Source organism: Nesterenkonia pannonica (genome assembly GCF_019575955.1).
GTDB classification, from domain to species: Bacteria; Actinomycetota; Actinomycetes; order Actinomycetales; family Micrococcaceae; genus Nesterenkonia; species Nesterenkonia pannonica.
Window position 1 is genome coordinate 416,061 of the sequence record NZ_CP080575.1, and the last position, 16,335, is coordinate 432,395.

Consider the following 16,335-nt stretch of genomic DNA (forward strand, 5'->3'; position numbering starts at 1 on the left):
GGTGCGTCGTTCTCTAGCCAATGATCGGCCGTCCTTCCGGGTAGCGGTAGCGGATGCGGCTCTGCCGCAGGGTCAGGGCCGCAGCGAAGGTCATAATGCCGACGCGTCCGGCGAACATCAGGCCTACCAGGACATAGAGCCCTGCCGGAGGCAGCTCCTCACTGAGACCGGAGGTCAGGCCGACGGTGGCGAACGCAGAGATCGCTTCGAAGAGGGGGCGCTCCAGCTCCTCGCCGGTGAGGATGATCAGCGCCATGGTGGCGATGAGGACGAAGGTGGCGCCCATGGCGACCACGCTGATGGCCACGCGCACCGCCTGTGCAGGGATGGTCCGTCCGTGCGCGGTCGACTCCCCGCGACCGCGGGCCTCAGCCAGGAACGCCAGGAAGATCACCGCGAACGTGGTCACCTTGATGCCGCCGCGGTGGAGGCTGAGCCCCTCCGACGAACATCAGCGCGCTGGTCATGAGCATCGTCTCGGAGTGCTCCATGACGTTCTCGACCACGGAGAAGCCGCCTGAGCGCATCATGACGGAGGCGAACAGGGAGCTTTGGAGCTTCTCGCCCGTCGTCATCTCTCCGATGGTGTCCGTATGGTTCCACTCCAAGGCGGCGTAGCCCACGGCTCCCAGCACCATGAGCAGCGTCGTCACCTCCATGGTGAGGCGGGCGTGGAGGCCCCATCGCCTGATGTGCCAGCGGAATCGCCACAGCACCAGCAGCACGGGGAACCCCAACGAGCCGAGGAACACGCCGATCATGATGACCCAGAGCACCAGCGGATCGTTCACGGCGCCCTGGAGGCCTTCGGGGTGAACGACGAAGCTTGCGTTGTTGAACGCGGACACGGCGTAGAAGACGCCGTGCCACAGGCCGTCGAGGACGTCGTTCTCGACCACCATCAGGCGGGGCACCAGGACCGCTGCGAGGGCGGCCTCAACCACCAGGGAGCAGATGACGACGGTGCGGATCAGCGAGCCGACCTCGCCCAGCGCACCGGTGGACATCCCCTGCTCAGCGACGAGGCGGGTGCGAAGCCCCAGATGGTGCGTCACAGAGAGGGCAACCAGCGATGCGAGCGTCAGGATGCCCAGCCCACCGATCTGGATGCCGATGAGAATGACGATCTGGCCCGCCGGAGACCAGTGCTCGGCGGTGTTGACGGAGGTGAGTCCGGTGACGGTGACCGCTGAGGTGGCCGTGAACAGAGCATCGTGGAAGGCGGGCGCGCGGCCGTTGGCGGTGGACCAGGGTGCCATCAGGAGAGCGGTGAAGATCATGATCACCGCCGCAAAGATCAGCAGGGCGGTGCGAGGCGGCGAGGACTTGGCCACCCGGCTGACCAGCTGCTTGATTACCTCCCAGGCGTGGAGCACGAGACCTACTGTAGACACGCTTTGCTGGCCGCACAGCGGCCGGGCCCAAAGGTTGAAGGTTGTGCCTGCGAGCGGTGCTCAGTCCTCTTCGACGATGAGGGGTAGACGCCGTTCTCGTCGTGCACTTCACGGCCGGTCACCGGCGGGTTGAAGACGCAGACCATGCGCATCTCCTCCTCCACCGAGACGTGGTGCTTCTCGTGGCCGTCGAGCAGGTAGAGGAACCCGTCGGTGATCTCGTAGGTCTTGCCGGTCTCTTTGTCGGTCAGCGTGCCTTTGCCGCCGACGCAGTAGACGGCCTCGACGTGGTTGGCGTACCAGAAGTCGTTCTCGGTGCCTGCGCGCAGGGTGGTCTCGTGCAGGGAGAAGCCGACCTTCTCCTTGGCCAGGACCATACGGCGGGAGCGCCAGTTGGTCTCGTTGATGTCGCGGTCGGTGCCGTTGAGGTCATCGATGTGCAGGGTGTACATACACGCTCCTTGCGTTGAGGGGAACTGGTGGGACATGCCTGAGCCAGGCTAGGCACAGGACCAGCCTGGCACAGAGTCAGGCACAGTCCCTCACAGGGGACCTGAGGAGGGGCTTCAGTGGGGTGCGCGCAGGCGCGAAGGCTCACCCATCTGACCGGTGGCGGCCAGGACGGCCTCCTCCAGGATGGCCAGGCCCTTCTGAAGGTCCTCGTCCGGGATGTTGAGCGCCGGCATGAGCTTGACGACCTCATCCTGCGGACCGGAGGTCTCGACCAGCATGTTGCGCTTGTACGCCTCGGCTGCGACCTTGCTTACCGTATCCGGGTCGGGGAAGCTGATGCTTAAGCGAGGAAGCCGCGTCCCTTGATGTAGGAGCCCTTCACGTGCTCGACGATCTTGGCCATGCCGGTGTGCAGAGCTTCGATCTTTCCGGCCAGCTCCTCCTGGAAGGTGCCGTCGGCCCAGAACAGCTCGAGGGCGCGCCGCTGTGACGAAGGCGAGGTTGTTGCCGCGGAAGGTGCCGTTGTGCTCACCGGGCTCCCAGACGTCCAGCTCGGACTTGAAGAGGGTGAGCGCCATGGCCAGGCCGTAGCCGGAGATCGACTTGGAGACGCAGACGATGTCGGGCTGGATGCCTAGCCTCTTCGAAGGAGAAGAAGGTTCCCGTCCGCCCGCAGCCTACCTGGACGTCGTCGACGATCAGCAGGATGCTGTGCTTCTTCAGCAGGTTGGACAGGGCCCTGAGCCACTCCATGCGTGCGGTGTTGAGGCCGCCCTCGCCCTGGACTGTCTCCACGATCACGGCAGCAGGCTTGTCCACGCCGGATCCCGAGTCCTCAGGACCTTCTCCAGCCAGAGGAAGTCAGGGATGTCCCCGTCGAAGTAGTCGTCGTAGGGGATCTTGGAGCTGTTGGTCAGCGGGATGCCCGCACCCCGGCGCTTCATGGAGTTGCCGGTGACGGACAGGGCGCCCAGCGTCATGCCGTGGAAGGCGTTGGTGAACGACAGGATGTGCTGCCGACCGGTGACCTTGCGGGCCAGCTTCAGCGCGGCCTCCACGGTGTTGGTGCCTGTGGGGCCCGGGAACATGACCTTGTAGTCCAGGTTCCTGGGCTCCAGGATGATGCGCTCGAAGGTTTCGAGGAAGCGCCGCTTGGCGGGGACTTCATGTCCATGGAGTGGGTGACGCCTGAGTTGGCCACATACTCCACGACGAGGTCGCGGAGCTCAGGGTGGTTGTGTCCGTAGTTCAGTGCGCTGCGCCGGAGAAGAAGTCGAGGTACTTGGTGCCGTTCTCAGACCACTGGTAGGGGCCCTCTGCCTTTTCGAAGACAGCGGGCCAGCTCATGCAGTAGCTGCGCACCTGGGATTCGCGGGTGTCAAAGATGTCTGTAGCCATGCTTCTTTCCTGGTTGCCTAACGTGTTGAGAACAGAGAAACAGATGAGGACGTCACAGTGTGGGACGAGCCGGGGACTCGATCAGGAGCCCGGTGCCTGCAGCGGCTCCACGGTGTAGAGGTCCTCGTCGGCGTGCTCCTCGCCGGTCTCGCCCGAGCTGGGAAAGAGGTCTGCGGTGAACAGGGGTTTCTGGACATCTCGGTGCCGTGGGCGCGTGCCAGGGCGGCGAAGAGGGCCTGTGAGGCCTCGTTGTCCATGGTGATGGTCGTCTCGAGCCGTGACGCTCCTGCGGCCGTGACGCGGTCGACAAGGTCGAAGAGCATCTTCTTGGCCAGGCCGCGGCCCCGGAAGCGGGAGTCCACGGCGACCTGCCAGATGAACAGCGTGCTGGGGTCCGAAGGTTTGCGGAAGCCGGTGATGAAGCCTGCTTACTCCCCTCGACCTCAGCGATCACGGACGTCTCGGCGAAGTCCCTCGCCCACAGCAGATAGGCGTAGGGGTATTGGTGTCAAGCACTCCGGTGCCCTCTGCAAGGCGCCACAGGTCTGCCCCGTCAGCCACCGTAGGTGACCGCAGGATGATCAGCTCATTGCTCTGTTGGTCGCTCATCGCTCCAAGATTAGTAAGACCTGTGGCCGATTCCAATAGCCTGACTCAAAAGCTTGAAAAGTGACGCCCATTTTTGGTAGGGGAGGTCGCGTTGTCTGAACGGATGCCCATAGCTTGCCCTGAAAGTCCTTGAGTCTGCTGACACGGACCCCGCCGCTCCGTAGCGTGGGGGCCAAGAGGTCGTCGACATAGAAGGGAGGCCCAACGACGGGACTCGAAGGAAAGGCAGATGCCAACAAGGACAAGGCCGCCGGAAGCGTCACGGAGGGCGTAGGCAAGCTCACCGGCGACGAGCGCGCCGAGGCCGACGGCAAGGCCCAGAAGACTCAGGGCAAGGGCAAGGAGGCCGCTGAGTCGGTCAAAGAGGCCGCCGGAGATGCCCGCGACAGCGCTAAAGGCTTCGTCGACGGTCTGAAGAAGGACTGACCCGGCGCAGAGCCCACGCTGAGAAGGGCCGGAGAGGACGCAGCTCCTCTCCGGCCCTTCCTGTGCCCGGGGCGGATAGAATCGTCGCCCGTGATGAAGAGCTTTGTTCCCGGCTTCGGCTGGAAGATCCACGGTGACGGCAGAACCATCAGACCCGGAGATGTGGTCGCGCCCGAGGAGCGGCTGAGCTGGCTGCAGACCACCGGCGTCGGAATGCAGCACGTCGTCGCCATGTTCGGCGCCACCTTCCTCGTTCCGGTGATCACCGGGTTCCCGCCCTCGACGACCCTGCTCTTCTCGGGGATCGGGACGCTGCTGTTCCTGATCGTCACGGCTGGACGCGTGCCGAGCTACCTCGGCTCCTCCTTCGCCTTCCTGGCGCCCGTGGGGCCGCCAGCGCCCAGTACGGCATGTCGGGGCTCTCGGCGGCATCCTGATGACCGGTCTGGGCCTGTTCCTCGTCGGGCTGGTCGTGCACTTCGCCGGGCCCACGTGGATCCAGAAGCTGATGCCGCCCGTCGTCACCGGCTCCATCGTCGCGCTCATCGGCCTGAACCTGGCGCCTGCGGCGTGGGGGAACGTGCAGGAGGGTCCGGTGACGGCGACGGTGACCATCGTCGCGATGCTGGTGGCAGGCGTGCTGTTCCGGGGCATGCTGGGCCGACTGTCCATTCTGCTTGGTGTCGTCGTCGGCTATGCGGTCGCCGTGGTGCGCGGGGAGGTCGACTTCTCCGAGATCACCCAGGCGGGGTGGGTCGGGCTGCCCGACTTCACCGCACCCAGCTTCCACATCGGAGTGCTGGCACTGTTCATCCCGGTGGTGCTGGTGCTCGTCGCCGAGAACGTCGGCCACGTGAAGTCGGTGGCGCTGATGACCAAGCGGGACCTGGACCCGGTGACCGGGCGTGCCCTCATGGCCGACGGCGCTGCGACCATGCTGGTAAGCTCCGGCGGAGGCTCGGGCACCACCACCTACGCGGAGAACATCGGCGTGATGGCCTCCTCGAAGGTGTACTCCACGGCGGCCTACTGGGTGGCAGGGATCTTCGCCATCCTGCTGGCCCTGGTGCCCAAGTTCGGCGCGCTGGTCAACACAGTCCCCGACGGAGTGCTCGGCGGTGCTTAAGCACGGTCCTCTACGGCATGATCGGGATCCTCGGCGTGCGGATCTGGGTCCAGAACAACGTCGACTTCTCCAACCCGATCAACCTTGCGGTGGCGGGTGTCCCGCTGATCGTCGCGATCGCCGACTACACGATGGTGTTCGGCGAGATCGTCTTCACCGGCATCGCTCTGGGCTCGGTGGCCGCCCTGGTCATCCACCACGGCATGAGCGCCATTGCGCGGTGGCGCGGCACGGACGCCGGATTCGAGGATGCTGAGGCCGACTTCGCCACCCCCGTCAACCAGGCCGATGCTGAGCACCTGGAGTCGGGCGGGCGCTGGGACGACGACACCTCCGGGCGCTGAGGCTGCCCGGCGCGGTCGCTCGTGCCCGGTCCTCAGGGCTGCATCAGCGTGGCGGCCAGGGCCAGCAGGTGCTCCTCGGTCCGGGGTCTGCCGATCAGCTGGACGCTCCAGCTCAGCCCTGAGTCGTCGGTGAGCATGGGCACGCTCACGGCAGGAAACCCCAGGACGTTGATGATGGCCGTGTACGGCGTGAAGCGGCACTGCTCTGCCCCATTGTCCTCCGGTGACATGCTGTCGAACCATCCCACCTCGGGCGGCGCGTAGGCGAGCACGGGCGTCATGATGAGGTCGTGGTGGCCGAAGATGCTCTCCGCGGTGTCGGCCGCCTGCTGAAGGCGTCCCTCAGCCGCTTCGTTCTCTGCGGCGGGACGCGCTTCCGCTGCCTCCAGGTAGTAGCGCGTGAGGGCTTCCATCTGGTCCCGCTGGGCATCGTCGAAGTTGGCGCGGGCCAGCCGTGAGGTCCACAGGGTGGTGAAGTCGCGGAAGAAGCCTTCTGGCCACATGCGCTGCGCTCCTGCGCGGGAGCGGTCCCGTGGACGCTGTGCCCCCGGTTCAGCAGCCGAGCCACGGCCTCCTCCAGCGCCGCCGTCGCCTCCTCCGCGAGGGTGATGTCCAGCTCGGGGAGAAGGGCGATTCGGTGGTGACCCCGACGCTCAGCGGCGGCAGCCCATGCCGCTCAGCATGATGGATTGCGCGTGACGCCGGGCCGTACGCCAAGTCAGCCCCGTCGACCCCGCACCCTGAGGTGACGCTGAACGGATTCCCCGCCATCGCGTCGAAGAGCAGTGCGGCGTCCTGAGGAATGGTGGCCAGCGGGCCGTTGACTCCCAGGTTCGCGGCGGAGTGGGCCTGGCGGTCATCGGGCAGACGGCCGCGGCCCGGCTTCAGGCCGACGAGCCCGCAGGCTGCGGCCGGTATCCGGATGGAGCCGCCTCCGTCGCTTCCGGGCGCGAAGGGAGGATGCCTGCGGCCACCGCGGCGGCGGCACCGCCGGAGGAGCCTCCGGCGGTGCGTGCGGGAGCCAGCGGGTTGCGGGCGGGTGAGCCGACCTGGTTCTCGGAGTAGCAGTGCAGCGCGAACTCAGGCACCTGGGTCTTGCCGATGCTCACCGAGTAAGCAGCGTGGGTGCGCCGCACCACAGGCTCGTCCCGTGCCGGAATGTCTGCGGCAAGTGCCAGGGTGCCCCGGGTGCGAGGCAGGCCCCGACTCGGCTGACGTCCTTGAAGGCAAGCGGCAGGCCCAGCAGGGGGCCCTGGTCGAGAGTTCGCTCATGGAGCCGCTGCGTCGGACCATCTCGACCACTTCGTCGAGCTGGTCAGCTTTGGCCAGGGCGTACTCGGGATCCACCGAGAGGAACGCGCCCAGTTCGGTGAGGGTGGCGGCCGCGGTCAGGGCGGTGCTAAGCCAGTTCGACTGCGGTCACGTCGCCGTTCAGGATGGCGGCACGCCACTGATCGGCCGTGGAGGCGCGGAAGTCGGCACGGGTGCGGTCCGTGGTGTGCTCAGCCGAAGGGACGGGGTGCGGGGAGCTGGGCGTGAGGACCATGTGCTCACTCTATGCAGAAGGCAGTGCGCTCGGCAGAGGCGGGAGGCTATCGTGACGTCCATGAGCGATGTGGAGACTGTGCCAGCCGTGGAGGTGCCGGACGAGGCCCGGCTGCTGGATGTTCGCGAGGCCTACGAGTTCCGTGTTAGCCGGGCGCCGGGGCCCTGCACATGCCGGTCGAGGAGGTTCCGGAACGGTTTGAGGCGGAGCTGGACCCGGATGAGGACTACTTCGTCATCTGCCGCACGGGAGGCCGCAGCATCCAGATGGCGGGCTGGCTGACCCAGCAGGGGTACTCGGTGCTCTTCGTCGCAGGAGGGTACGACGCCTGGGTCACGTCCGGCCGGGCGCTGGAGAGCGACGACGGCCAGCCCCGGATCCTCTGACGGTAGGCTTTCGAGCTGTGACCGGCATACTGCGCTACTCGTTCCTCGGCCCGGAGGGCACGTTCACTGAGGCCGCCCTGACCCAGATGCCCGGTGCTGAGCGTGCCGAGCGCGTTCCGGCCTCCAGCGTCCTGGCCGCCCTGAGCATGGTGGACGAGGGGACGCCGAGGGGGCTGTCGTCCCGATCGAGAACTCTGTGGAGGGCGGGGTGACCGCCACCCTGGATGCCGTCTCGGTCACCCACCGTCTGCAGATCACCGCAGAGACCCTGGTGCCCATCACGTTTGTGCTGGCCAGCGCCCAGCCCATGGAGCTGTCCGAGGTCACCTCCGTGGCCACCCACTCCCACGCGTGGGCGCAGGTGCGCTCGTGGGCGCAGAACGTGCTGCCCCGGGTGCAGTACATACCGGCGCCGTCGACGGCCATGGCGCCCACAGTCTTCGGACGTCCGCGCCGATGGCAGACGCGGCCATCTGCGCGCCACTCGTGGCGGAGCAGCTGGGGCTCCACGTCATCGCTTCCGGCATCGAGGACTTTCCGGGCGCGGTCACACGATTCGTCCTCGTCACCAAGCCTGGTCAGGTCCCTCCATGACGGGTGCGGACAAGACCACCGTGACCATCCCTCTGCCCGAGGACCGCGCTGGGGCCCTGATGGAGCTGCTGGAGCACTTCGCCACCCGAGGCGTCAACATCTGCCGCATCGAGTCTCGCCCCACCGGCAGCGCCATGGGCGACTACTTCTTCTCCATGGACCTCGAGGGCCACATCCACGAGCCGCGTGTTGCCGACGCGCTCGCCGGAATCCACCGGGTCTCATGCGGCTGTGCGCTTCCTGGGCTCGTACCCGCGAGCCGACCGAAAGGCCCAGCATGTTCGGCCGGAAGTCTCGGAGGAGGCCTTCGACGCGGCGACGCAGTGGGTGGCCTCGCTGACCCGGCGCACCTGACGGCCCAAAGCATCAAGCAGCGCGGACATATTCATGTCATGCATGATCAGTAAGCTTATTCTACTGTTCGCATGACTTGAGGGAGTTCGCAAATGTCCGAATCCGGATCGGCCTTAGTTTCCGAGGAGAGAACTCCGCATCCGGACGGTTCCCTCGGAACTGGGATCTTCGTCAGCGTCATCATCGCGTTGATTCTCAGCATTGTTCCTTTCGTCGCTGTGCTGCTGATCCCCCGGTTCTCGTATACGTCTTCTTCATGCGGCGGCGTGCGACCTCGTTGTGGAGACAGCAGGGTCGCCTGACTCAGGAGCGAGACCAGGTCACTGCTGATGCCCGGAAGTTATGGGATGAGAACCATTTCCTGCGCCAGGAAGCGCAGCGACTTGGTGTCATGGACGACCTGTCACGCGGAGAGCATCGGAACGCGCTGGAGAAAGAAATCGCGCGGGTTGAGACCGAGCTCAAGGCTCGGCGTGATGAAGGTGAGAGAAAAGTGGCACAGGTCGAGGCTGAGCTTAGGTCTGGACGTGAGGCGGGCGAGGCGCAGCAGCAAAACTATGCGGAACTGGTGCGCAAAGAACAGGCACGCCTGGAACAGGTGCGTGAAGACATCGTCGACCTCAGAGACATGGCAGACCTGAACGACTACGGGCTCTATAACTTCGAGAACCCTGCAGATGACTCCGTGAGGTACAAAGATGAACTGCAAACAAGACAGGCGGAGATCAGGAAATGGTCCGGCAGAAGACCGCCGCGACAGGCAGTACGTCTATGACCTTGGACGGCAACCTCAAGAAGGGCCAGAAGATGGTCGGGGACATGACTAAGCTCCTTCTCCGGGCCTTCAACGCGGAAGCGGAGAACTCAGTCAAAACGGTCAAAGCCAAGCCACCTCAACGCCGCTATCAAGCGCCTTGAAAAATCCGCCCAGCAAGTCGAGCGGCTCGGTAAGTCCATGGCTATCACCATCAGCAGCCGTTATCTCTTCCTGCGAGAGGAAGAGCTGAGACTCACTCATGCTCATCTCGAGGCAGTCAAAGCCGCTAAGGAGGAAGAGAAGGAAGCTCGCGCGCGAGTCAGGAAGAGGCCAAAGCGCAGAAGGAATTTCTGGCGCTCAAGGCGAAACAGGAAAAGGAAGTGGAGCATCGCAGAATCGTCCTCGCTCAGCTCCAGGCCCAAGGTGATGTTGAAGAGGCGTCCAAGGCTGCGGCTGCGCTTTCGCACGCCGAAGCTGAACTGGAAGATGTCGAATCGACGATGGCAAACACGCGTGCCAAGCTACGTTTATGTGGCTTCAAACCGAGGTGCTTTCGGTTCCGAGGTGGTGAAGATCAGGATGACTCGTCGTCTCAACCCCGAAGAGCGGCTCAAAGAACTCTCAGACGCGTCGGTTCCATTCAACTTCGATAAGCACACGGTGATCTTCTCGGAGGATGCCTGGGGTCTTGAGAGCGCTCTGCACAGACACTTTGCAGATCGACGCGTGAACCTGATCAATATGCGCCGAGTACTTCTATGCCACACCCTCAGAGGTGAAAGACGCGCTTCTTCAACATGACGTTCAGGTGCTCGAATATCACGAGGAAGCAGAAGCACCGGAATTCTTGGCCAGCCAGAAGATGCGTGAAGAGCGCACTGCGGAGTGTGCCGTCCAGGCATGAGGTAGGCGGGAGTGGCGAATAACGCCAACTACCCAAAGAACGCGGCGTCGATTTGAAATCAGGTCTCGGCAGACGACGACCCGCACAGGTGAGTAGATGGGCCTGCGCCACCCGAAGTGACGCGTGCTCGTGGATAGACTCGGGAGCATGACGCTGGTCGGAGCTGTGCTCAACGTGACGAAGGAGCAGGCTCCTGAGGCGGTGCGCCTCATCGAGTTCACCTGCTACGAGGCCGGGATGGAGACGCCGCTGGTGATGGCCTCCACTGCGGAGGATCCGGGGCATGTGATGACCCGGCGAGCACTGGATGCTGGCTGCGACGTCGTGCTGGCTGTGGGCGGCGATGGGACCGTTCGTGCCGTCGCAGCGGAGCTGGCGGGAACCTCGACGCCGATGGGCGTGGTGCCGATGGGCACCGGCAACCTCTTTGCGCGGAACATCGGCCTTCCCCACGATGACCTGCTCATATGCGTCCACGAGGCCATCCACGGAACCCCCACTGGGTGGACACCCTGCAGCTGGAGCTCAGACGCCCTGACGGTCCCATCGACGAAGAGATCTCGCTGGTGATCGCGGCGGAGGTTTGGACGCCGAAGTGATGGCCGATACGCGCGAGGTCCTCAAAGCGCGCGCTGGGTGGCTCGCCTACGGAGAATCGGGGCTGCGGCACGCGTAAGCGATCGTAAGAATGTGCGTGTCGAGCTCGAGGGCGGGAGACCGCTCAGATGCGCGTGCGCTCGGTGCTGCTGGCCAACTGCGGGACCCTCCAGGGCGGGGTGCAGCTCATCCCGACCGCCCTGTTCGACGACGGGCAGATGGACATCGTGCTCCTCTCGCCCCGCAACCCCTTGGATTGGGCCCGGATCGTCGCGAAGACGGTGCTGCGATGGGGTGAGGACATCCCGGTGATGACGGTGAAGCAGTCGCCGAGCTGCACGGTGGAGATGGATGAGCCGCTCATGTTCCAGATCGACGGCGACGCCGTAGGCGACGTCATCGGCGTCAAGGCGCGAGTTTCCCTTCATCGCTGAAGGTGAACGGCGTGAGCCGCGCAGTCACCGACGCGTAGGCGTCTCAGCGTTCGCGGCCCCTAGCGACGCTTCTCTTCAGCTGTCACTTCAATCTTCTCGACGAACCAGGTGGCCAGCGTCGCTGTCACGGTCCCCAGCAGCCCGAGGCCGCACAGCATGAGGCCGACCGCGATGGCGCGACCGAACCCGGTCACCGGGTAATAGTCGCCGTAGCCGACTGTGGTGATCGTGACCACCGACCACCACAGTGCATCCCCGTAGCTGGTGATGTTGGCGCCCGGATCGTTCTGCTCCGCATCGAGAATGGCCAGTGAAGCCGTGAAAACCAGCACCCCGGCGACGAAGGCGGTGGAAATCGTGACCTTCTCCCTCAGTGCGGCCCCCGCATGGCGGCTGAACACCGAAATGACCGTGACCAGGCGCAGAAGGCGCAGCGGCCGCAGGACCGGGAGGATGACGATGGCCAGTTCGTGAATGTGGGTGAAGAACCACCGTCGAGTGTGGGGCACCAGGATCAGCGACACGATGTAGTCGATCGCGAAAAGAACCCACACGGCGTTCATCAGCCAAAAGGCCAATCGACATGCGACTCGCGCAGATTTCCGATGACCACGTAGCCGTACACACCGACGAACACCAGGGCGACCCCACCATGGGCCACTCGGTGGCTCTCGTCCACCGCTCGTAGGCGGCCCTGTTGTTCCACAATGACCGCATCAGGTGATCCCCTCCCTCGCCTTGGACCGTGAGGGTCACGACGCGCTTCTCACCATATCGAATCAAACGCCCATCCGACCGACGCCTGAGGAGCGCAAGGACGGCGATCAGTACGTCTCCACGGACCTTTCTTCGCGTGACGACGCTCAGCCTGCTGAGGTGCCGAACGGCGTCGATTAGGCTGGTCTTTGTGATCGACATCAAGGACCTCATTGAGAACCCGGATCAGTACAAGGCCTCGCAGCGTGCGCGGGGCGCATCTGAGGCGGTGGTCGATCAGCTGATCGCCGCACACGAGACTCGGTCCGCGGCGATCACCCGCTTCGAGTCGCTGCGTGCCGAGCAGAAGGCCAACGGCAAGAAGGTCGCCCAGGCGCAGGGCGAGGAGAAGCAGCAGCTTCTTCAGGCCGTCAAGCAGCTGAGCCAGGACGTGAAGGCCGCCGAGGCCGAATCCGCGCACGCTCAGGACGAGCTGCGCAGCCTGCAGGCCTCCTTCCCTAACCTCATCCACGAGGGCGTCCCCATGCGGCGGCGAGGATGACTTCGCGACGCTGCGCCACGAAGGATCACCGCGAGACTTCGCCGCCGAAGGCTTCGAGCCCAAAGATCACCTGGAGCTCGCCGAAGCTCTCGGCGCAGTGGACATGGAGCAGGGCGCCAAAGTCTCCGGCGCCCGCTTCTACTTCCTCAAAGGCATCGGAGCCCGCCTCGAGCTGGCCATCATGCAGATGGGGCTGGATCAGGCCCTGGAGGCAGACTTCACACCGATGATGACCCCCACCCTCGTCCGTCCCGACACCATGGTAAGCACCGGCTTTGACGTCGAGCACGACGATGAGATCTACCGCCTCGAACGCGACGACATGTATCTCGTCGGCACCTCCGAGGTCGCTCTGGTAAGCTACCACGCCGACGAGATTCTCGACCTCTCCATAAGCCCCAGCGCTACGCAGGGTGGTCCACCTGCTACCGGCGAGAAGTACTCGCACGGCAAGGACACCCGCGGCATCATCCGAGTGCACCAGTTCAACAAGCTGGAGATGTTCGTCTACTGCTCCGCATCAGAGTCCAAAGCTGAGCACGAGCGGCTCCTCGCGTGGGAGGAGCAGATGCTGGCCAAGCTCGAGCTGCCCTACCGCGTGATCGACACCGCCGCCGGGGATCTGGGCCTCTCGGCCGCCCGCAAGTTCGACTGTGAGGCGTGGGTGCCCACACAGGGCACCTACCGCGAGCTCACCTCCACCTCCGACACCACCACATTCCAGGCGCGACGGCTCAACATCCGCGAGAGAACGCTCAACGACGACGGCAGCAGAGGCCCCACAGCCCCGGTCGCCACCCTCAACGGGACGCTCGCCACCACCCGGTGGATCGTCGCCCTCCTCGAGAACCACCAGCAGGCCGACGGCTCGGTGCGCGTCCCCGAGGCACTGCGCCCTTACCTCGGCGGCCTCGAGCTCATCCAGGCCCCCAGTAGCACTCCGGAGCCGACCCGAGCATCGGCCGAACGTTCGGCCAATGCTCAGGCTGCACTCACCTTCGCTCGTTACGAAAGAGACATGAACTCCGAAGGCGCGCCCGGCAAGGACAGCCTCATCTTGCTGGCGCGACTTTTCTGAGTTTCTAAGATCTGAGTGTTGGCGTACGCCAGCACCTGACCCCTCTAAGCGAAGGAGCGGATGGATATGTCCGACAAACATGCAGACTACACAGTGCCCGGCGTCAGCCTGGAGAGCGGACGCGAGCTCGCGGGCCTTCTGCAGGCTCGCCTCCACGCTCTCAACGACCTCCAGCTCGCCCTCAAGCACGTTCACTGGAACGTCGTGGGCCCCAACTTCATCGCCGTCCACGAGATGATCGACCCGCAGGTCGAGAAGGTGCGCGGCTTTGCCGACGAGGTGGCAGAGCGCATCGCCACCCTGGGCTCCGCTCCTCCGGCCTCTCCGGTGAGCTCGTGACCGAGCGTCACTGGGCCGACTACCCGCTGTTCAAGGCCTCCGTCGAGGACCACCTGAAGGAGCTCGACAAGGTCTACACCGGCGTCATCGAGGATCACCGCGAGGTGATGGCCAAGGTCGGAGACACCGACATGATCACCGAGGACCTGCTCGTCGGCCAGATCAAGGACCTCGAGCTGTTCCAGTGGTTCATCCGCAGCCACGTCGAGAAGCTGGGCTGATCCGCAGCCGCCAGCACTGAATCCTGTGGGGTCCCGCTCAGTCCGCTGAGCGGGGCCCCACAGGCATGTGCGCCGGGGCGCCCGTCGTCTCCTGACGACCAGCTGAGTCGCCAGCTGAACATGATGCGAATCCGGGCCCGCCCCCGATGCATCTGGAGAAGTGTGCGCAGCGCAGTCCTCCCCATCTCCGAGATGGGCTGCCGGATCGTGGTCAGCGCAGGGGCCGTGGGCATGGTTGCGTAGGTGTCGTCGAATCCCATGACCGACAGATCCTCGGGCACGCGCAGCCCTCTGACGCGGGCCGCCTCCAGGACGCCCTGCGCAGACCGGTCGGAGCCGCAGAAGATCGCAGTCGGAGGCTCAGGCGCGTCCAGCAGCTGCGATCCCATCTCCACACCATCTTCGAAGTCGAACTGCCTCTCCAGGACCATCGACGGGTCGGCGTCCAAGCCCCGGCCGCGCAGTGCACTCAGGAACCCGTGAAGGCGCTCGCTCCAGGTAAGCGATCGATGATGGCCCCCGCGAAGCCGAAGCGCGTATGCCCCAGTTCGATCAGGTGCCCCGCAGCCTGGACGCCTCCCGTGAAGTTCGCTCCCCCAATCGAGACCAGCCCGTCGTCCAAGGGGTCCACCGGGTCCACGGCCACCACCGCAATCCCCAGAGACTCAAGACGTCTCCGCTGCTCGGGCGACATCTCCGCCGTCACCAGGATGACGCCCGCTCGGCCCCGTCGGACCGCATGCTCGCACCAACGCTGAGACAGAGGGGCGCCGGACGGTTCGCCGTGCGCATCAAGGCTGTCGACCAGAATCTCCACGCGCTCTGACGCTGCCGCGGAGAGGATGCCGTCCAAAGCCTGCATGACGTACGCATTCAGCACCGTGTTCACCACAACATGCACTTCGTGGAGGGCGTTGACGGTGCGCGGCCCCGTAGACGGCACATAGCCCATCTGCTCCAGCGCAGCCTCCACCTGAGTGCGCGTGGTGGGCGCTACATCAGGACGGTGGTTCAGCACCTTCGACACCGTGGCCGTCGACACGCCGCAGTGCCGCGCCACCTGCTCGAGGGTCGGGCGTGCGGTCTGCGGCATCAGGACCTCCGGAAGTCATCGAAAATCTTTCGTGCGGACCATCGTTGGAATGGACTCACAACGCGGCTAGTCTAAGCACACAAGGAGGCATCGGGCCTGAAAAGCGCCACGATGACCGAAAAAGTTTCGACGCACTTTCACGAGAAATGAGGAGCTTGGCCATGCAGAACCTTCCATAGGCCGAGGGGTCCGAGCCCCCGTCGCGCGATCGCACTGATCGCCCGGTCTGCCGCGAACCGGCGAGTCTTCGCCGCTTCCATGAGGCAGCTTCGGCATATCGGTCTGCCGATGCGCAGAATTCGGCTGATCAGACCGGCAGTGCGGCAGCTCGAGGGCCCTTTCGATCACGTCGATGCACTTCCCGCCCCGGATTCTCAGGATCCGGCCGTTGCGGGGACGGCATCGAACGAACGCAGCGCAGCCCCGGGAATCCGGGAACGCTGACTATGTGACAGCTGTCACTGTGCTCCTTGACACAACCTGTGCGCCCTATTTAGTCTCTCCGTAAGACGAAATGTGGGTCAGATCACCTCGAACAGTCATCCGGACCGTTGGGGAGACCTGCAGGTTGATCCGAAAGGACGTACGCAATGGCGCGTCATCTCACACTCAAAGCTGGAATCGCCGGACTCTCGGCCGCGTCACTGGTGGCCCTGACGGCCTGCGGCGGCGACAACGGCGACGGCAACGGCGGCGGGGACGGCGAAGGCGGCGGCGACGCCTCCGCATGGGTCCTCACCGGCGGCGGCTGGCCGCAGATCGAGGACGACTTCGAGCGCTGGAACGAAGAGAACCCCGAGCAGGACATCAGCGTCGAAGCCTACGAGAACGACGCCTACAAGGAGCAGATCCGCACGGCAGTCGGTGCAGGCGAAGCCCCCACGCTCATCATGAGCTGGACCGGCGGCGCGCTGCTCGAGTACGTCGAGGCCGAGCGCGTGGTGCCCTGACTGACAACACCGGAGACCTTGAGGACCGTGTCTACGATGCGATCTGGGAGAACGGCGTCGTCGACGGCGAAACT

At 64.9% G+C, this 16,335-nt stretch carries 23 protein-coding genes and 6 pseudogenes; 13 read left to right on the top strand and 16 right to left on the bottom strand.

The window, feature by feature from the left end:
• Positions 1–13: 13 nt before the first annotated feature.
• From K0H76_RS03115 to K0H76_RS03155, 9 genes are all read right to left on the bottom strand, one after another.
• Positions 14–409, bottom strand: a complete 396-nt coding sequence (locus K0H76_RS03115) for a hypothetical protein (RefSeq protein WP_258934417.1) — start codon at positions 407–409, stop codon at positions 14–16.
• The gene (locus K0H76_RS03120; RefSeq protein WP_258934418.1) at positions 369–1,394 is read right to left on the bottom strand and encodes a hypothetical protein; all 1,026 of its coding nucleotides are present in this window, start codon (positions 1,392–1,394) and stop codon (positions 369–371) included. The genes K0H76_RS03115 and K0H76_RS03120 overlap by 41 nt, the downstream gene beginning before the upstream one ends.
• On the bottom strand, positions 1,382–1,846 hold the full coding sequence (locus tag K0H76_RS03125) for an ectoine synthase (RefSeq protein ID WP_258934419.1): 465 nt from the start codon (positions 1,844–1,846) through the stop codon (positions 1,382–1,384). Before K0H76_RS03125 ends, K0H76_RS03120 begins: the two co-directional genes overlap by 13 nt.
• Positions 1,847–1,960: 114 nt before the next feature.
• A complete protein-coding gene (locus K0H76_RS03130; protein WP_258935317.1) occupies positions 1,961–2,431 on the bottom strand; it encodes a hypothetical protein in 471 nt (156 codons plus the stop codon).
• On the bottom strand, positions 2,376–2,666 hold the full coding sequence (locus K0H76_RS03135) for an aminotransferase class III-fold pyridoxal phosphate-dependent enzyme (RefSeq protein WP_258934420.1): 291 nt from the start codon (positions 2,664–2,666) through the stop codon (positions 2,376–2,378). The genes K0H76_RS03130 and K0H76_RS03135 overlap by 56 nt, the downstream gene beginning before the upstream one ends.
• Complete coding sequence (locus K0H76_RS03140) at positions 2,645–2,935, bottom strand: aminotransferase class III-fold pyridoxal phosphate-dependent enzyme (protein WP_258934421.1); 291 nt, start codon at positions 2,933–2,935, stop codon at positions 2,645–2,647. The genes K0H76_RS03135 and K0H76_RS03140 overlap by 22 nt, the downstream gene beginning before the upstream one ends.
• Positions 2,936–3,095: 160 nt before the next feature.
• Positions 3,096–3,245: a hypothetical protein gene (locus tag K0H76_RS03145; RefSeq protein ID WP_258934422.1), complete on the bottom strand. Its 150-nt coding sequence runs from the start codon at positions 3,243–3,245 to the stop codon at positions 3,096–3,098.
• Positions 3,246–3,262: 17 nt separating this feature from the next.
• Positions 3,263–3,622: a GNAT family N-acetyltransferase gene (locus K0H76_RS03150; protein WP_258935318.1), complete on the bottom strand. Its 360-nt coding sequence runs from the start codon at positions 3,620–3,622 to the stop codon at positions 3,263–3,265.
• A gap of 73 nt (positions 3,623–3,695) precedes the next feature.
• Positions 3,696–3,854 (bottom strand): hypothetical protein, encoded by a 159-nt coding sequence (locus K0H76_RS03155; protein WP_258934423.1) that lies wholly within the window; start codon positions 3,852–3,854, stop codon positions 3,696–3,698.
• Between the two features lie 228 nt (positions 3,855–4,082).
• On the opposite strand from K0H76_RS03155, the pseudogene K0H76_RS03160 reads away from it, so the two are divergent.
• Both K0H76_RS03160 and K0H76_RS03165 read left to right on the top strand, forming a co-directional pair.
• Positions 4,083–4,280, top strand: a pseudogene (locus tag K0H76_RS03160) (CsbD family protein); the annotation flags it as partial.
• A 93-nt stretch (positions 4,281–4,373) separates the two neighbouring features.
• Positions 4,374–5,750 (top strand): annotated as a pseudogene (locus tag K0H76_RS03165) (NCS2 family nucleobase:cation symporter).
• Positions 5,751–5,782: 32 nt separating this feature from the next.
• Here K0H76_RS03165 and K0H76_RS03170 read toward each other — a convergent pair.
• The 4 genes and pseudogenes from K0H76_RS03170 to K0H76_RS03185 form a co-directional block, all read right to left on the bottom strand.
• Positions 5,783–6,253: an amidase family protein gene (locus K0H76_RS03170; RefSeq protein WP_258934424.1), complete on the bottom strand. Its 471-nt coding sequence runs from the start codon at positions 6,251–6,253 to the stop codon at positions 5,783–5,785.
• A gap of 49 nt (positions 6,254–6,302) precedes the next feature.
• Complete coding sequence (locus tag K0H76_RS03175) at positions 6,303–6,521, bottom strand: hypothetical protein (protein ID WP_258935520.1); 219 nt, start codon at positions 6,519–6,521, stop codon at positions 6,303–6,305.
• A pseudogene (locus tag K0H76_RS03180) lies at positions 6,513–6,910 on the bottom strand (amidase family protein); the annotation flags it as partial. The pseudogene K0H76_RS03180 and the gene K0H76_RS03175, both read right to left, overlap by 9 nt.
• 239 nt (positions 6,911–7,149) lie before the next feature.
• Entirely contained in the window at positions 7,150–7,296 is a 147-nt protein-coding gene (locus K0H76_RS03185) for a hypothetical protein (RefSeq protein WP_258934425.1), read from the bottom strand.
• Between the two features lie 60 nt (positions 7,297–7,356).
• On the opposite strand from K0H76_RS03185, the pseudogene K0H76_RS03190 reads away from it, so the two are divergent.
• The 6 genes and pseudogenes from K0H76_RS03190 to K0H76_RS03215 all read left to right on the top strand — a co-directional run bounded on the left by K0H76_RS03190 (position 7,357) and on the right by K0H76_RS03215 (position 11,322).
• Positions 7,357–7,682: pseudogene (locus K0H76_RS03190) on the top strand (rhodanese-like domain-containing protein).
• A gap of 86 nt (positions 7,683–7,768) precedes the next feature.
• Positions 7,769–8,630 (top strand): annotated as a pseudogene (gene pheA / locus K0H76_RS03195) (prephenate dehydratase).
• A 256-nt stretch (positions 8,631–8,886) separates the two neighbouring features.
• Positions 8,887–9,405 carry a hypothetical protein gene (locus tag K0H76_RS03200; RefSeq protein ID WP_258934426.1) on the top strand — a complete coding sequence of 173 codons (519 nt, stop codon included), beginning with the start codon at positions 8,887–8,889 and terminating at the stop codon, positions 9,403–9,405.
• A gap of 180 nt (positions 9,406–9,585) precedes the next feature.
• Positions 9,586–10,188: a GIY-YIG nuclease family protein gene (locus K0H76_RS03205; protein WP_258934427.1), complete on the top strand. Its 603-nt coding sequence runs from the start codon at positions 9,586–9,588 to the stop codon at positions 10,186–10,188.
• A gap of 250 nt (positions 10,189–10,438) precedes the next feature.
• On the top strand, positions 10,439–10,861 hold the full coding sequence (locus K0H76_RS03210) for an acylglycerol kinase family protein (RefSeq protein ID WP_258934428.1): 423 nt from the start codon (positions 10,439–10,441) through the stop codon (positions 10,859–10,861).
• 155 nt (positions 10,862–11,016) lie between these two features.
• Entirely contained in the window at positions 11,017–11,322 is a 306-nt protein-coding gene (locus K0H76_RS03215) for a hypothetical protein (protein WP_258934429.1), read from the top strand.
• A gap of 59 nt (positions 11,323–11,381) precedes the next feature.
• Here K0H76_RS03215 and K0H76_RS03220 read toward each other — a convergent pair whose 3' ends face one another.
• Positions 11,382–11,885, bottom strand: coding sequence for a potassium channel family protein (locus K0H76_RS03220; protein WP_258934430.1), 504 nt, complete (start codon positions 11,883–11,885; stop codon positions 11,382–11,384).
• Positions 11,885–12,028: a hypothetical protein gene (locus K0H76_RS03225; protein WP_258934431.1), complete on the bottom strand. Its 144-nt coding sequence runs from the start codon at positions 12,026–12,028 to the stop codon at positions 11,885–11,887. The genes K0H76_RS03220 and K0H76_RS03225 overlap by 1 nt, the downstream gene beginning before the upstream one ends.
• Positions 12,029–12,042: 14 nt before the next feature.
• Between K0H76_RS03225 and K0H76_RS03230 the strand changes: the two genes are divergently transcribed.
• The 4 genes and pseudogenes from K0H76_RS03230 (at position 12,043) to K0H76_RS03245 (ending at position 14,218) form a co-directional block, all read left to right on the top strand.
• The gene (locus K0H76_RS03230) at positions 12,043–12,219 is read left to right on the top strand and encodes a hypothetical protein (protein ID WP_258934432.1); all 177 of its coding nucleotides are present in this window, start codon (positions 12,043–12,045) and stop codon (positions 12,217–12,219) included.
• Between the two features lie 10 nt (positions 12,220–12,229).
• A complete protein-coding gene (locus K0H76_RS03235) occupies positions 12,230–12,580 on the top strand; it encodes a hypothetical protein (protein ID WP_258934433.1) in 351 nt (116 codons plus the stop codon).
• 97 nt (positions 12,581–12,677) lie between these two features.
• Positions 12,678–13,658 (top strand): hypothetical protein, encoded by a 981-nt coding sequence (locus K0H76_RS03240; protein ID WP_258934434.1) that lies wholly within the window; start codon positions 12,678–12,680, stop codon positions 13,656–13,658.
• Between the two features lie 66 nt (positions 13,659–13,724).
• Positions 13,725–14,218 (top strand): annotated as a pseudogene (locus tag K0H76_RS03245) (DNA starvation/stationary phase protection protein).
• Positions 14,219–14,687: 469 nt separating this feature from the next.
• Here K0H76_RS03245 and K0H76_RS03250 read toward each other — a convergent pair.
• Complete coding sequence (locus tag K0H76_RS03250; protein ID WP_258934435.1) at positions 14,688–15,311, bottom strand: LacI family transcriptional regulator; 624 nt, start codon at positions 15,309–15,311, stop codon at positions 14,688–14,690.
• Positions 15,312–15,901: 590 nt separating this feature from the next.
• Between K0H76_RS03250 and K0H76_RS03255 the strand changes: the two genes are divergently transcribed.
• Positions 15,902–16,261 carry an extracellular solute-binding protein gene (locus K0H76_RS03255; protein ID WP_258934436.1) on the top strand — a complete coding sequence of 120 codons (360 nt, stop codon included), beginning with the start codon at positions 15,902–15,904 and terminating at the stop codon, positions 16,259–16,261.
• The last annotated feature ends 74 nt before the right edge of the window (positions 16,262–16,335 follow it).

What these genes read in the sequence shown, in the direction of transcription:
- K0H76_RS03170 (WP_258934424.1), bottom strand. Translation starts at nt 6,253, where the DNA reads ATGTGGCCAGAAGGCTTCTTCCGCGACTTCACCACCCTGTGGACCTCA.
- K0H76_RS03125 (WP_258934419.1), bottom strand. Translation starts at nt 1,846, where the DNA reads ATGTACACCCTGCACATCGATGACCTCAACGGCACCGACCGCGACATC.
- K0H76_RS03250 (WP_258934435.1), bottom strand. Translation starts at nt 15,311, where the DNA reads ATGCCGCAGACCGCACGCCCGACCCTCGAGCAGGTGGCGCGGCACTGC.
- K0H76_RS03220 (WP_258934430.1), bottom strand. Translation starts at nt 11,885, where the DNA reads ATGAACGCCGTGTGGGTTCTTTTCGCGATCGACTACATCGTGTCGCTG.
- K0H76_RS03145 (WP_258934422.1), bottom strand. Translation starts at nt 3,245, where the DNA reads ATGGCTACAGACATCTTTGACACCCGCGAATCCCAGGTGCGCAGCTAC.
- K0H76_RS03215 (WP_258934429.1), top strand. Translation starts at nt 11,017, where the DNA reads ATGCGCGTGCGCTCGGTGCTGCTGGCCAACTGCGGGACCCTCCAGGGC.
- K0H76_RS03155 (WP_258934423.1), bottom strand. Translation starts at nt 3,854, where the DNA reads ATGAGCGACCAACAGAGCAATGAGCTGATCATCCTGCGGTCACCTACG.
- K0H76_RS03185 (WP_258934425.1), bottom strand. Translation starts at nt 7,296, where the DNA reads ATGGTCCTCACGCCCAGCTCCCCGCACCCCGTCCCTTCGGCTGAGCAC.
- K0H76_RS03140 (WP_258934421.1), bottom strand. Translation starts at nt 2,935, where the DNA reads ATGTTCCCGGGCCCCACAGGCACCAACACCGTGGAGGCCGCGCTGAAG.
- K0H76_RS03175 (WP_258935520.1), bottom strand. Translation starts at nt 6,521, where the DNA reads ATGGCGGGGAATCCGTTCAGCGTCACCTCAGGGTGCGGGGTCGACGGG.
- K0H76_RS03255 (WP_258934436.1), top strand. Translation starts at nt 15,902, where the DNA reads ATGGCGCGTCATCTCACACTCAAAGCTGGAATCGCCGGACTCTCGGCC.
- K0H76_RS03200 (WP_258934426.1), top strand. Translation starts at nt 8,887, where the DNA reads ATGCGGCGGCGTGCGACCTCGTTGTGGAGACAGCAGGGTCGCCTGACT.
- K0H76_RS03205 (WP_258934427.1), top strand. Translation starts at nt 9,586, where the DNA reads ATGGCTATCACCATCAGCAGCCGTTATCTCTTCCTGCGAGAGGAAGAG.
- K0H76_RS03210 (WP_258934428.1), top strand. Translation starts at nt 10,439, where the DNA reads ATGACGCTGGTCGGAGCTGTGCTCAACGTGACGAAGGAGCAGGCTCCT.